This window comes from Actinokineospora sp. UTMC 2448, assembly GCF_024760565.1.
GTDB classification, from domain to species: domain Bacteria; phylum Actinomycetota; class Actinomycetes; order Mycobacteriales; family Pseudonocardiaceae; genus Actinokineospora; species Actinokineospora fastidiosa.
On record NZ_CP031087.1, the window covers coordinates 2,780,681 to 2,794,054 of the forward strand.

The following is a 13,374-nucleotide window of genomic DNA, read 5'->3' on the forward strand; positions in this document are numbered from 1 at the left end:
GGATCTCCGGCCGCCGGTTAGCGTGTGCGCCCGTGGTGACGGTGGTGGGGATCGGCGCGGACGGGTGGGCGGGTCTGCCGTCGGCGAGCCGGGACGCCCTGGGCGCGGCCGACGTGGTGCTCGGCTCGGCGCGGCAGCTGGGCCTGCTCCCGCCGGAGGTCGTCGCCGAACGGGTGCCGTGGCCGTCGCCGCTGCTGCCCGCCCTGCCGGGGCTGGTCGAGGCCAACGCCGGACGCCGGTTGTGCGTGCTGGCCAGCGGGGACCCGATGTGGTTCGGCATCGGCGTCGAGCTGAGCGCGCTGACCCGGGTCGACGTGCTGCCCCATCCGTCGTCGGCGTCGCTGGCGTGCGCGCGGCTGGGCTGGGCGCTGCAGGACGTCGAGGTGGTCAGCGCGGTGGGCCGTCCGGTGGAGCGGCTGCACGCTGCCGTGCACCCGGGCAGGCGGGTGCTGGTGCTGAGCGCGTCCGGCGAGACGCCCGCCGCGGTGGCGGCGCTGCTGCGCGACCGCGGTTTCGGCCCCAGCGCGCTCACCGTCCTGTCGGACCTCGGCGGGCCGACGGAGTCGGCGGTGTCCGCGACCGCGGAGTCCTACACCGGTCCCGCGCCCGCGCTGAACGTCGTCGCCGTGGAGTGCGTGGCGGGCCAGGGCGCCCGGCGGCTGCCGAGGGCGCCGGGCCTGCCCGACGACGTCTACGAGCACGACGGGCAGATCACCAAGCGCGAGGTCCGGGCGGTGACGCTGGCCGCGCTGGCCCCCGAGCCGGGGGAACTGCTGTGGGACATCGGCGCGGGCTCGGGCAGTGTGGGCATCGAGTGGCTGCGCGCGCACCCGGCCTGCCGGGCGGTCGGGGTGGAGCCGCGCCCCGACCGGGCGGCCCGTGCGGCGCGCAACGCCGCCGCGCTGGGCGTGCCGCACCTGGACCTGGTGATCGGCTCCGCCCCGGACGTCCTCTCCGGACTCCCGCGCCCCGACGCGGTCTTCGTCGGCGGCGGGGCGACCGCCCCCGACCTGCTGCCGGCGTGTTGGACGGCCCTGGCGCCGGGCGGCAGGCTCGTGGTCAACGCGGTGACCCTGGAGTCGGAGTCGCTGGTGACCCGCTGGCACGGCGAGGTCGGGGGGACGCTGACCCGGATCGCCGTGGACCGGGCGGGCGCGCTGGGCGGGTTCACGGCGTGGCAGCCGCAGCGGGCGATCACGCAGTGGCGCGTGGCCAAGGAGGAGATGTGACCGTTCACTTCGTCGGCGCCGGACCCGGCGCGGCGGACCTCATCACGGTGCGCGGGCGCGACATCGTCGCCGCGTCCCCGGTGTGCCTGTACGCCGGGGCGCTGGTGCCGGTGGAACTGCTGGGCGTGTGCCCGCCCGGAGCCCGCAAGGTCGACACGGCGAACCTGACGCTGGACGAGATCGTCGCCGAGATGCTGGCCGCCCACGCCGCCGGGCAGGACGTGGCGCGCCTGCACTCCGGCGACCCCTCGGTGTTCAGCGCGATGGCCGAGCAGATGCGCAGGCTGGACGCGGCGGGCGTGCCGTACGACGTGTGCCCCGGCGTGCCCGCCTTCGCCGCGGCCGCGGCGGCGCTCGGCCGGGAGCTGACGGTCCCCGGGGTCGGGCAGACCGTGGTCCTCACCCGCACGTCCGCCCGCGCCACGCCCATGCCGCCGGGGGAGGACCTGGCGTCGTTGGGCCGCAGCAGGGCCACGATGGTGCTGCACCTGGCGGTGCAGCGCATCGACGAGGTCGTCGCCGAACTCCTGCCGAACTACGGCGCCGACTGCCCGGTCGCGGTGGTGGCGCGGGCGTCCCGGCCGGACGAGGTCGTCCTGCGCGGGACGCTCGGCACGATCGCCGAGGCCGTGCACGCCGCCGGTGTCCGCAGGACGGCCGTCATCATGGTCGGGCGCGCCCTCGGGTCCCCGGACTTCTGCGACAGCCACCTGTACTCCGCCGCGCGGGACCGCGGGTGAGGCTGCTCGTCCTGGGCGGCACGGGCGAGGCCCGCGCCCTGGCCGCCGCGCTGCACCCCGGCCACGACGTGATCACCTCGCTGGCCGGTCGGGTGCGCGATCCCCGGCTCCCGGTCGGGCAGGTGCGCATCGGCGGCTTCGGCGGCCCCGCCGCGCTCGCCGAGTGGCTGCGGCGGGAGTCCATCGATGCCGTCGTCGACGCCACCCACCCGTTCGCCGAGCGCATCAGCGCCTCCGCGGCGACGGCGGCCGCTCAGGCGGGAGTGCCGCTCGTCCTCCTGCGCAGGCCGGGCTGGGCCGCGGGTCCCGGCGACGTGTGGCACCGCGTGGGAAGCCTGGACGCCGCCGCGCTGGCCGTCGCGAGCCTGGGCGAGCGGGTGTTCCTGACCACCGGCCGCCAGGGCCTCGCCGCGTTCGCCGACTGTCCGCAGTGGTTCCTCATCCGCTGCGTCGACCCGCCCGACCCGCCGCTGCCCGCCCGGTCCGAGGTGGTGCTCGCGCGCGGTCCGTACACTGTGGATGGTGAGACCGGCCTGATGCGCGAGCACAGCATCGATGTCCTGGTGACCAAGGACAGCGGCGGCCCGCTCACCGCGGCCAAGCTCGCCGCCGCCCGCGACCTCGGCGTCCCGGTGGTCGTCGTCGACCGCCCGGCCGCGCCGGACGTGCCCGTGGTCGACACCGTGGCGGCGGCGCTTGCCTGGCTCGGGGTGAGCAATCTCTCGGCGGGCTGAATCCTCGCCGCCGCCCGTGGCCGGATAAGGTGGTTCAGCGCACTTTCGCTGGGGTCGTCGTCAAACCAGGGGTGGTTGTCATCCGCCAGGTCGGGGTCTTCCTGCCGCCGTGACCGCTCGGTCGAGAGTGGTCCCATTCCCGGTTCCTGTCATCGCGGGGCAGCGCCGCCTCGCGCCGTTCGCCGTGCGCCTGAACACGTCTGGTTGGTTGTGCTGAGTATCAAGGCTGTCCGCACCGAGGTGCTCGCGGGGTTGGTCGTCGCGCTCGCGCTGATCCCCGAGGCCATCTCCTTCTCCATCATCGCCGGTGTCGACCCGAGCGTCGGCCTGTTCGCGTCGTTCACCATGGCCGTGGTGATCTCGTTCGTCGGCGGCAGGCCCGCCATGATCTCCGCGGCCACCGGGGCCATCGCCCTGGTCGTCGCCCCGCTGGCCCGCGAGTACGGCCTGGGCCACCTCATCGCCGCGGTCATCCTCGGCGGGCTCATCCAGGTGCTGCTCGGCTCGCTGGGGGTGGCCGGGCTGATGCGGTTCGTGCCGCGCAGCGTCATGGTCGGCTTCGTCAACGCGCTGGCGATCCTGATCTTCCTGGCCCAGGTGCCCGAGCTCATCGACGTGCCGTGGCCGGTCTATCCGCTGTTCGGCGCCGGACTGCTGATCATGGTGTTGTTGCCCCGGCTCACCAGGGCGGTCCCGGCCCCGCTGGTGGCCATCGTCGCGCTCACCGCGCTGACCGTCGGGGCGGGCATCGCGGTGCCGACCGTCGGCGACAAGGGCGCGCTCCCGGACTCGCTGCCCACCCCGGGCATCCCCGACGTGCCGTTCACCGTCGACACCCTGACGCTGCTGCTCCCGTACGCCTTCGCCTTCGCGCTGGTCGGGCTGATGGAGTCGCTGATGACGGCGAAGCTGGTCGACGACATCACCGACACCGGGTCCAACAAGACGCGCGAGGCCATCGGGCAGGGCGTGGCCAACATCGTCACCGGGTTCTTCGGCGGCATGGGCGGCTGCGCCATGATCGGCCAGACGATGATCAACGTGAAGGTCGCAGGCGCGCGCACGCGGCTGTCCACCTTCCTCGCGGGCGCGTTCCTGATGGTCCTGTGCGTCCTGCTCGGCCCGCTGGTGTCCGACATCCCGATGGCCGCGCTCGTGGCCGTGATGGTGCTGGTCGCGGTCGGCACGTTCGACTGGCACAGCGTCGCGCCGAAGACCCTCAAGCGGATGCCCGCGGGCGAGATCACCGTGATGGTGGTGACCGTCGCGGTCGTGGTCGCCACGGACAACCTCGCCATCGGCGTGGTCGTCGGCGCGCTGACCGCCATGGTGATCTTCGCCCGGCGGGTGGCCCGGCTCGTCGGGGTCACCTCGGTCACCGATCCCGACGGCGGCCAGGTCGTCTACGCGGTGACCGGCGAGCTGTTCTTCGCCTCGAGCAACGACCTGGTCCACCGCTTCGACTACGCGGGCGATCCGGACCAGGTGGTCATCGACCTCACCGACGCCCACATCTGGGACGCCTCCACGGTGGCCGTGCTCGACGCCGTGGTCACCAAGTACGGCAAGCGCGGCAAGACCGTCGAGATCGTCGGGCTCAACGAGCACAGCGCCACGATGCACGGCAGGCTCACCGGCGAGTTGACCGGCCACTGAGGACAGTGAAGGGGGCCCGGCTCGGGCGGCGAGCCGGGCCCCATGCGGGCGCGCGTCGATGCGTCAGGTGCAGAGCGCGCCGTTGAGGGTGTGGTTACCGGTGGTCGGGGCGGAGCCCGAGCCGTTGTAACCGACGGTCACGCTGGCGTTGGCGCCCAGGTTGCCGTTCCACGCCGCGTTGGTGACGCGGATGGTGTCGCCCGTCTTGGACCAGGTGCCGTTCCAGCCGTTGGTGACGGATGCACCGGGGGCGGTGAACTCGACCGTCCACGAGCTGACGGCCGTGCCGCCGTTGGTGATGACGACCTCCGCGGTGTAGCCGCCGGACCAGGCGTTGACGGTCCGGTGGACGATGCGGCACGAGCCCGCGGGCGGGGGAGTGGTGGTCGTCGTCGTGGTCGAGGTGGTGGGGCGGGTGGTCGTCGTGGGCGGGGCGGCCTGGGCGAGCTCGTAGGCGCGCTGCGGGACGAACTGGCCCGCGCCCGCGATGCAGCCGTCGGCCTCGCCGGGCAGCTTCACCCACAGGAACGCCGCGATCTGCGCGTCGCCGGTCCGCGTCGTGCTCGGCACGCCGATCGCCCGGCCCGGCGGGTCGCACCACTCGTCGCCGAGGGGGCCGTTGCCGTTGCGGCTGGTGTCGATGACGGCCTTGAGCCTGCTGTCGCCGAGGTTGTTCAGCACCGCCTTGGCGAACGGGACGGCCTCGGAGTTGGCGCGGTAGTTCGACACGTTGGTCGAGATGCCGTCCGCGCTGGTGAAGATGTCCGCGCCGCGCAGCCGGTTCGCCGCCTCCGACGGGCTCAGCCACGCCGAGTGGCCGATGTCGAAGAACACCCTGGCCTGCGCCGATCCCGCCTTGAGCTTCTTGCCCGCGTACGCCATGGACGCCCGCGTCTGCGTCTGCTGATCGGCGGTCTGGCAGCTGCTCATCAGCGGCAGCACGTCGGGTTCGAGCACGATGTAGGCGGGTCGTCCGGCCAGGCCCGCGGACACCTGGTCGACCCAGGCGCGGTAGGCGTCGTGGCTGGGCGCGCCGCCGCCGCTCGGCCCGCCGCAGTCGCGGTTGGGGATGTTGTAGACGACCATGATCGGGATCTTGCCCGCGGCGGCCGCGGCCCCCACGAACGCGTCGACCTGCCCGCGCACAGCGCTCGTGTTGGTGGTGGTGAACCACTTGGCCTGCGGCACCGACGCGATCCGGTCGCGGATCACCCCGGCGCGCGGGTCGTTGGGGTTGGCCGCGACCCAGCGGGCCGCCGAGGTGTCCGGGACGACGTAGAACTCCGACTCCGCGGCCGAGGCGGCGGGGCCGAGCATGGCGACCGCGCCCGCCAGCAGCGCGGCGCTCGCGGCCAGCGCGCCCGCGGCGACGCTCGTTCGCCTGCGGACCGGGAGTGGGACAGGGATGGCAGGGGGCACGTTCGACTCCGAGACTCGGCGGTGAGGTTCTTGGGAGCGCTCCCAGCTTACGATCCGCCGACCGCCAAGGGAACCCCCCGGACTGAATCGATCACAGAGAGTCCAGGTGGGCGGCGATCCCGTCGAGCACGCGGGCGAGGCCGAACTCGAACCCGTCCAGGGCGAACGCGCCGGACGCGGCCACCGCCGTCATCGCCGGGAACCGGGCGGGGGTGACGTAGGCGTTGACCAGGGCCTCCTTGTCCGCCCACCACTCGACCTCGGACATCCCGCTGCGGGCCGAGGCCTGCTGGGTGTCCACCGAGATCCAGGCCAGGCCGCGCACGTAGGCGTCGACCAGCAGGTACACGCCGAGCATGTCCGGCTCGGACAGCCCGGCGGCCGCGCCGATGGCGAGCACGGCGTCCATGCGGACGGTCTCGTTCGGTCCGGCCAGCTCGTGCGCGATGGGGGTGCCCAGCAGCCAGGGGTGGCGGTGCATGAGCGTCCAGAGGCCGCGGGCGTACCCGGTCAGCTCGTCGCGCCACGGGCCCGCGGGATCGGGCACGGCGACCTCGCCGACGACCTGGTCGCGCATGGCGGCGACGAGGTCGGCCTTGTTCTGCACGTAGGTGTAGAGCGACATGGTGCCGACGCCGAGCCGCTCGGCGACGCGGCGCATGGACAGCTCGGCCAGACCGGCCTCGTCGGCCAGCTCGATGCCCGCGGCGACGACCGCGTCGGCGGTGAGCCCCGGCCTGCGCCCGCGTCCCGGCTCGCCCGGCGTGCGCCAGAGCAGGGTCATGGTGCGAGCGGGATCACGTCGCTCGTTCTTCTCGGCCATGTGCGCACCACCGTTCGTATGGTGTACGGTACGTTGTACGAGTCGTACGGCGTACTGATTCTAAGGGGTAGTGAGTGCAGGTTCGTCGAGTGACCCTGGCCGCGCACGTGGCGCAGGTGCGGGCGGGTGCCGCGTTCTACATCGACCACCTCGGTTTCCGTCCGGTCATGGTCGAGGACCACATCGCCAAGCTGGTGCGCGACGACGCCGACTTCGAGGTGGCGCTGCTGCCCGGGACGCCGCTCGCCGCCGGTTTGATCATCGCACTGGAGGTGGCCGACGTGCGCGCCGAGGCCGCCCGCCTGACGAGGGAGGGCGTCGAGGTCGGCCCGGTCCAGGACGAGGAGTGGGGAGAACGCCTCTGTCAACTCACCGACCCGAACGGATTGACCGTCCAACTGGTCCAGTGGCTCGGCGAGCGGCCCAACTGACCAGCGAAAGGGGAGAATCCCTGCCCGTGGCGAACATCCCGGCCGACACGGCCGCAGCCCTGACCCGCACCCAGGCCGTCTTCCACCCGGCCGACCCACCCCGCACCAGCACGATCGCCTTCATCGGCACCTTCGACGTCGGCGACCCGGCCGAACTGACCCTGTTCACCCCCACCACCCCGGACAGCACCCCCGACGCGCCCCTACTGGCGCCCACCACGGCCGAGGACGCGCCCAACCGAACCCTGCCAACCCCCACCACCCCAGATGGCACGCCCCGCCCCAACCGGGGGTCGGACCGCCCTTCTCTTCCAGGCTACCGGGATTCCGATCTTGTCAATAGGGCTCGCTCGCAGCCTGTGGACAACTCCGGGGGTGTGGAACCTACGACCGTCGCGGTGACCAAGCTATCCGTGGCCGACGCCGTGCCCGTGCTCAGTCGGGCTCGGCGGGACGCCTCGGCTGATCCGGCGGCGGCGTTCTGGGGGGCGGCGGTGGTGCTCGCCCTGCACCTGGTGGCGCGGGGGCGCATCGTGCCCGCGCTCAGCGCGGGTGGGGCCGACGCGTGGCGGGCGGGGCCGTTGGACGGGGACGATGTGGCGCGGGTGCGGGAGTTGGCCGCCGCCATGCCCGCGAGTGCCCGTGCCCTGCCCGTGACCGGTGACCGGCTGCCCGACGCCGAGGCGTTGGTCCGCCAGTTCCTCGACGCCGTGGTCGACGGCATGCCGCGCACCGCGGCGGCGGTCAAGGTGGCCGGGGGGCCGCTCTACGCCGCGCGGTCCGTCCACAAGGCGCCGCGGTTGCGGGCGTGGGCCGATGAGGTGGCCGGTGGCCTGGACGCGGGGCTGCGGGTGTCCCTGCGCGCCGAGGTGCCGGGCGGGGACTACGCGACCGGCGCGTTCCACGCCGTCGTGCAGGCGCACTCGCTGGCCGATCCGTCCGTCGTGGTCGACGCAGCGCAGGTGTGGGCCGGGACGGACCTCGGCCGCAACGCCCGGGTCGAGGTGACGCGGGCGCTGCGGCGCGCCTCGCGGGAGTGGCCGCCGCTGGCCCGGCTGCTCGGCAGCCCGGTGCCCGACCGGCTGGTGCTCGACGACGCCGAGATCGACGAGCTGATGGCCGCCGCGCCCCGGCTCGCCGCCGCCGGGGTGGACGTGCACTGGCCGAGGGAACTGCTGGGCGGGCTGACCAGCCGGGTCGCCGTCGGTCGGGCCGCGGGCGGGCTCGCGTCGTCGGTCGGGCTGGACTGGCGGATCGCCGTCGGCGGCCGGACCCTGACCCCCGAGGAGGTGGACCGCGTCGCCGACGCCCACCGGCCGGTCGTGCGCCTGCGCGACGGCTGGGTGCTGGTCGACGCCGAGACGCTGCGCCGGGCGCGGGAGCGCGAGCTCAAGCCGGTCGACGGCCTCGCCGCGCTCGGCATGGCGCTGACCGGGTCCGTCGAGGTCGACGGCGAGACGGTGGACGTCGAGCCCGCCGCGTGGCTGGACGAACTGCGCGCCCGCATCGCCGACCCCGACTCCGGCGCCGAGGACGTCGACGCGCCCCCCGGCCTGGCCGCGACCCTGCGCGACTACCAGCTGCGCGGGCTGCGGTGGCTGGTCAGGATGACCTCGCTCGGCCTGGGCGCCTGCCTCGCCGACGACATGGGCCTGGGCAAGACGATCACCCTGATCGCCCTGCACCTGCACCGCGCGTCGGGGCCCACGCTGGTGGTCTGCCCGGCGTCGCTGCTGAGCAACTGGGAGCGGGAGATCCGCCGGTTCGCCCCGGGCGTGCCCGTCCGCCGCTTCCACGGCGCGGCCCGCGACCTGGCCGACGAGGGCTTCGTCCTGACGACCTACGGGACGCTGCGCGCCGACCTCGACCGGCTGTCCGGGCACCAGTGGGACCTCGTCGTCGCCGACGAGGCCCAGCACGCGAAGAACCCCACCTCGGCGACCGCGAAGGCGTTGCGCGCGCTGAAATCCACCGCGCGCGTCGCGCTGACCGGCACTCCCGTGGAGAACAACCTGTCCGAGCTCTGGTCCATTTTGGACTGGACGACGCCGGGGCTGCTCGGCTCGCAGGCGTCGTTCCGGGCCCGGTGGGCCGAGCGGATCGAGGGCGACCGCGATCCGGTGGTCGCGCGGCGCTTCGCCCGGCTGATCACCCCGTTCCTGTTGCGGCGGCGCAAGTCGGACCCGGGCATCGCCCCCGAGCTGCCGCCCAAGACCGAGACCGACCAGCCGGTGCCGCTGTCGGCCGAGCAGGCGGGCCTCTACACGGCCCTCGTGCGCGAGACCATGGCCGAGATCGGCTCCGCGCACGGCATGGCCCGCCGCGGCCTGGTGATGAAGCTGATCACCGGGCTCAAGCAGATCTGCAACCACCCAGCGCACTACCTCAAGGACGCGTCGGGGCGGCTGGCGGGCCGCTCGGGCAAGCTCGACCTGCTCGACGAGCTGGTGGGCACCATCCGGGCCGAGGACGGCGCGGTGCTGGTGTTCACCCAGTACGTGGCCATGGCGCGGCTGATCGAGCGGCGCATGCGCGAGCGCGGCGTGCCCACCGGCTTCCTGCACGGCGGGACCCCGGTGCCGCGCCGGGAGGAGCTGGTGGCCGCGTTCGGCCGGGGCGAGTTCGGCGTCTTCCTGCTCTCGCTCAAGGCGGCCGGGACGGGCCTCAACCTCACCCGGGCCGACCACGTCGTCCACTTCGACCGGTGGTGGAACCCGGCCGTCGAGGACCAGGCGACCGACCGGGCGTACCGGATCGGCCAGACCCGTCCGGTGCAGGTGCACCGGCTGATCGCGGAGGGAACCCTGGAGGACCGCATCGCCGCGCTGCTGGCGGGCAAGCGCGACCTCGCCGAGTCCGTGCTGTCCTCGGGCGAGGCGGCGTTCACCGAGCTGTCCGACGCGGACCTCGCCGCGCTGGTGGAACTGCGGGGTGGCGCGTGAGCGCGGCGCGGGGCTTCCCCGCGTTCCCCGCTGTGCCCGGCACCGGCAGGTTCGCCCGCACCTGGTGGGGCCGGGCGTGGATCAGCGGCCTGGAGGACAGCGCCCTCGACGCCCAGCAGCTGCGCGTCGGCAGGCGGCTGGCCCGGTCCGGCCGGGTCGGGGCGATCACCGTCAGCGCGGGTCGGCTCACCGCCCAGGTCCACGACCACGGCGACGACACGAGCTACGCGACGGTCGTGCGGGTGCCGGTCCTGTCCGACGCGGAGTGGGACCGCTTCGCGGGCCAGGTGGCCGCCGAGTCCGGGCACATCGCCGCCCTGCTGGACGGCGAGATGCCCGCCGCGCTGGCGGAGGCGGCGTCGGCGGCCGGGGTGGCCCTGCTGCCCGGCATCGGCGACTTCGACTCCGAGTGCGGCTGCCCCGGCTGGGAGATGCCGTGCAGGCACGCGGCGGCCGTGGCCTACCAGGCGGCGTGGCTGCTCGACGCGGACCCGTTCGTGCTGCTGCTCATCCGAGGGCGGGGCCGGGAGTTCCTCCTGGAGCCGCCGGACACCGTCGAGGGCGTGCCCGCCGCGGAGGCGTTCGCGCGACGGCCCGCGCCGCTGCCGGACCCGCCGCCGGTCCCCGACGAGCCGCCCGCACCGCTGTCGGTGCCCGCGGCCCCGGGCGTCGACCCCGACGCGCTGGCCCTGCTGGCGGCCGACGCGGCCGTCCGCGCCCGAGCGCTGCTCACGGGCGGCCCGGTCCCGGTCCTGACGACGGCCGACGACGTGGTGCGCTTCGCCGCGACCCACCCGACGGCCGTCGAGCGCCTGCGGCCCGCGCGCGAGGACCTCGACCAGGCGGTCGCCGCGTGGCGCCAGGGCGGGCTGCCCGCCCTGCGCGCGTTGGAGGCGTCATGGCGCCCGCCCGCCGCGGACCTCGCCAGGGGCCGGGACGCGGTGGCGTCGGTCGCCGACGCGGAGGCCGAGGTCGCGGCCAACCGCATCACCGTCGGCGCGGCCCAGGTCCGTCTGGGCCGCGACGGGCGCTGGTACCCGTACCGCGAGCGCGGCGGCCGGTGGTGGCCGTCGGGCGCGCCGTCGCCGGACGCGGCGACGGCGATGCTCAACGGGTGAGCATCGCCGAGACGGCCTTGCGACAGACCAGGCCGTGGCCGCGTTCTTCCGCGGCCACGGCTGGGGTCTGTGGTCCGTCAGCGACGGTCGTTGCGGTCGTTGCGCTTGTTGCGGGTGGTCGTGTTGTCCTCGACGTCGATGCGTTCCTTGCGGACGTTGCCGCTCACGCGTTCGTGGTCGGTGACGGTCTCCTTGTCCAGGCGGACCTTCTCCACCGGGCGGACCGTCTTGTCAGCGACGGCTTCCTCGCGGTGCAGCGTGACCTCGGCCTCCTCATCGCCGAAGGCGTTCGGGTCGGCCGGGCGGTTGGGGTCGACCGGTTCGCGCACCACGCGCACTTCCTCGCGCCTGACCGGGACGCTCATGTCCTGGCGCTCGGTGACGACGTGCTTGACCAGCCGGACGCGGCCTGCCTCGACGTCGCGGACGCCCGCGTGCAGCTCCTCCTCGTGGCGGGTGATGCCGCCGCCCTTGCGGGAGGTGTCCCTGGTCCCGGTGTCCCGTGTCGCCGTGTCCCGTGTCGTGGTGCCGCGCTGCTGGCGGCCGCCGGGCAGGCGGTCGTGCTCGCCGGTGCTGGCGGTGGGGATCATGCCGTAGTAGCGGTACAGCTCGTCCTGCTGCGCGTCCGACATGTGCCCGCCCTCGATATCGATGTGCGGCGAGTCCTTGATCTGCTTCTTGTCCACGGGCACCACGATCTGCCCCTGGCCCATCCTGGCCTCCTGGATCGGCACGAAGGTGTCCTTCATGCCGAACAGGCCGGTGTGCACCTCGGCCCACAGCGGGCGGCCGGTTCGGTCATCCAGCCACACCTGTTTCACCGAGCCGATCTTCTCGCCGTGCGCGTCGACCATGTCGCAGTCGAACAGCTGGTTGATCTGGGCCTGGTCGATCATCGGCTCACTCCCTTCGGTCGGGTCGTGCCTCGGCACCGGGCCTACCCGGCCGGGGTGGGCCACATACGTCGGCGGGGACGGAGTCACCCATCCGAGTGACGGGTTGTAGGGTGATCCACAGAGAACCGGAGGCACCGTGTCCGAGGTCGTCCTGATCGTCACGACAGTCGCCAGCGGCCTGGTCGCAGGGCTGTTCTTCGCCTTCTCCGCCGCGGTCATGCTCGCCTTGGCCCAAGTGGACGACCGCGCGTTCGTCGACACCATGCAGCGGGTCAACCGGCGCATCCAGAACCCGGTGTTCGGCCTGGTGTTCCTCGCCGCCCTGGTCGGCAGCCTGGGCGTGGTGCTCATCGAGTTCACCGCCGCCGACGACCCGCGCCCGGCCGTGCTCGCGGGCGCGGTGCTGACCGTGTCGTCCATGGTGGTCACGTTCGCGGTGAACATCCCGCTCAACAACCGCCTCGATGCGGCCGGGCCGGTGGACGCCGTCGCCGACCCGGGCGCCGTCCGGCGCGCGTTCGAGCCGAGGTGGGTGCGGTCCAACCACGTGCGGACCGTGCTCTCGACCGCGGGCCTCGCCCTGTACTGCGCGGGCCTCTAGTGGACGGTTACGACGAGACGGTCGCGCGGCTGCGCGCGGCGGGCTGCGTGTTCGCCGAGGAGGAGGCCGCGCTCCTGCTCGACCTGCCGGACCCGGGGCGCGCCATCGCGCGCCGGGTCGCGGGGGAGCCGCTGGAGCACGTGCTCGGCTGGGCGGAGTTCGCGGGCCTGCGGGTCGCGGTCGACGCGGGCGTGTTCGTGCCGAGGCGGCGGACCGAGGCGCTGGTGCGCGCCGCGGTGGCCGCGGGCGGGTCGGTCGTGGTGGACCTGTGCTGCGGCTCCGGGGCGGTCGGCATGGCGGTCGAGGCGGCGCTGGGGGCCGTGGACCTGACCGCCGTGGACATCGACCCCAGGGCCGTCGCCTGCGCGCGGCGCAACCTCGGCGCGGACCGCGTGCTCGAAGGCGACCTGTTCGCGCCGCTGCCCGAGCGCCTGCGCGGCCGGGTCGACCTGCTGGTGGTGAACGCGCCGTACGTGCCAACCGACGCGATCGCGCTGATGCCGCCCGAGGCCCGCGACCACGAGCCGATGGTGGCGCTCGACGGCGGGTCGGACGGGTTGGACGTGCACCGCAGGGTGGCCGAGGGCGCGCCCGACTGGCTCGCGCCGGGCGGGCTGCTGCTCATCGAGGCCCACGAGAGCCAGGTGGCGGCCGCCGAGGCGGTCTTCGCCGGGCACGGCCTCGTCGTCGACGTGGTGCGCGATCCGGAGGCGACGGTCGTCACAGGGGCGTTGGGGACGCGTCAAGGAACGCGCTGACCGCGTCAATGCGCCGTTCGGACCACT

At 74.1% G+C, this 13,374-nt stretch carries 12 protein-coding genes; 9 read left to right on the top strand and 3 right to left on the bottom strand.

Translation table 11 applies throughout. The annotated features are described in order from the left end of the window. Window positions 1-32 precede the first annotated feature (32 nt). From cbiE to Actkin_RS13080, 4 genes are all read left to right on the top strand, one after another. Complete coding sequence (gene cbiE, locus Actkin_RS13065; protein WP_258907380.1) at window positions 33-1,229, top strand: precorrin-6y C5,15-methyltransferase (decarboxylating) subunit CbiE; 1,197 nt, start codon at window positions 33-35, stop codon at window positions 1,227-1,229. Beyond that, on the top strand, window positions 1,226-1,969 hold the full coding sequence (gene cobM / locus Actkin_RS13070) for a precorrin-4 C(11)-methyltransferase (protein WP_258907381.1): 744 nt from the start codon (window positions 1,226-1,228) through the stop codon (window positions 1,967-1,969). Before cbiE ends, cobM begins: the two co-directional genes overlap by 4 nt. Then, window positions 1,966-2,703 (top strand): cobalt-precorrin-6A reductase, encoded by a 738-nt coding sequence (locus Actkin_RS13075; RefSeq protein ID WP_258907382.1) that lies wholly within the window; start codon window positions 1,966-1,968, stop codon window positions 2,701-2,703. Before cobM ends, Actkin_RS13075 begins: the two co-directional genes overlap by 4 nt. Window positions 2,704-2,913: 210 nt before the next feature. Continuing rightward, a complete protein-coding gene (locus Actkin_RS13080) occupies window positions 2,914-4,359 on the top strand; it encodes a SulP family inorganic anion transporter (protein ID WP_229787325.1) in 1,446 nt (481 codons plus the stop codon). A gap of 63 nt (window positions 4,360-4,422) precedes the next feature. Here the strand turns inward: Actkin_RS13080 and Actkin_RS13085 are convergent, their stop codons facing one another. Together Actkin_RS13085 and Actkin_RS13090 are read right to left on the bottom strand one after the other, a co-directional pair. Beyond that, window positions 4,423-5,778, bottom strand: a complete 1,356-nt coding sequence (locus tag Actkin_RS13085) for a glycoside hydrolase family 6 protein (protein WP_258907384.1) — start codon at window positions 5,776-5,778, stop codon at window positions 4,423-4,425. 91 nt (window positions 5,779-5,869) lie between these two features. Continuing rightward, window positions 5,870-6,601 (bottom strand): TetR/AcrR family transcriptional regulator, encoded by a 732-nt coding sequence (locus Actkin_RS13090; RefSeq protein ID WP_258907386.1) that lies wholly within the window; start codon window positions 6,599-6,601, stop codon window positions 5,870-5,872. Window positions 6,602-6,675: 74 nt separating this feature from the next. On the opposite strand from Actkin_RS13090, the gene Actkin_RS13095 reads away from it, so the two are divergent. The 3 genes from Actkin_RS13095 to Actkin_RS13105 all read left to right on the top strand — a co-directional run bounded on the left by Actkin_RS13095 (window position 6,676) and on the right by Actkin_RS13105 (window position 11,092). Then, the gene (locus Actkin_RS13095; protein ID WP_189212883.1) at window positions 6,676-7,032 is read left to right on the top strand and encodes a VOC family protein; all 357 of its coding nucleotides are present in this window, start codon (window positions 6,676-6,678) and stop codon (window positions 7,030-7,032) included. 359 nt (window positions 7,033-7,391) lie between these two features. Then, window positions 7,392-9,974 (top strand): SCO1167/SCO6262 family helicase, encoded by a 2,583-nt coding sequence (locus tag Actkin_RS13100; RefSeq protein ID WP_258907920.1) that lies wholly within the window; start codon window positions 7,392-7,394, stop codon window positions 9,972-9,974. Continuing rightward, complete coding sequence (locus Actkin_RS13105; RefSeq protein WP_258907387.1) at window positions 9,971-11,092, top strand: SWIM zinc finger family protein; 1,122 nt, start codon at window positions 9,971-9,973, stop codon at window positions 11,090-11,092. Before Actkin_RS13100 ends, Actkin_RS13105 begins: the two co-directional genes overlap by 4 nt. 77 nt (window positions 11,093-11,169) lie before the next feature. Here Actkin_RS13105 and Actkin_RS13110 read toward each other — a convergent pair whose 3' ends face one another. Continuing rightward, window positions 11,170-11,988 carry a DUF2382 domain-containing protein gene (locus Actkin_RS13110; protein ID WP_258907388.1) on the bottom strand — a complete coding sequence of 273 codons (819 nt, stop codon included), beginning with the start codon at window positions 11,986-11,988 and terminating at the stop codon, window positions 11,170-11,172. 136 nt (window positions 11,989-12,124) lie between these two features. Here Actkin_RS13110 and Actkin_RS13115 point away from each other — a divergent pair, with 136 nt between their 5' ends. Next, window positions 12,125-12,589 carry an anthrone oxygenase family protein gene (locus Actkin_RS13115; protein WP_258907389.1) on the top strand — a complete coding sequence of 155 codons (465 nt, stop codon included), beginning with the start codon at window positions 12,125-12,127 and terminating at the stop codon, window positions 12,587-12,589. Further along, window positions 12,589-13,347, top strand: coding sequence for a putative protein N(5)-glutamine methyltransferase (locus tag Actkin_RS13120; protein WP_258907390.1), 759 nt, complete (start codon window positions 12,589-12,591; stop codon window positions 13,345-13,347). The genes Actkin_RS13115 and Actkin_RS13120 overlap by 1 nt, the downstream gene beginning before the upstream one ends. Window positions 13,348-13,374 lie beyond the last annotated feature (27 nt).

What these genes read in the sequence shown, in the direction of transcription:
- Actkin_RS13090 (WP_258907386.1), bottom strand. Translation starts at nt 6,601, where the DNA reads ATGGCCGAGAAGAACGAGCGACGTGATCCCGCTCGCACCATGACCCTG.
- Actkin_RS13110 (WP_258907388.1), bottom strand. Translation starts at nt 11,988, where the DNA reads ATGATCGACCAGGCCCAGATCAACCAGCTGTTCGACTGCGACATGGTC.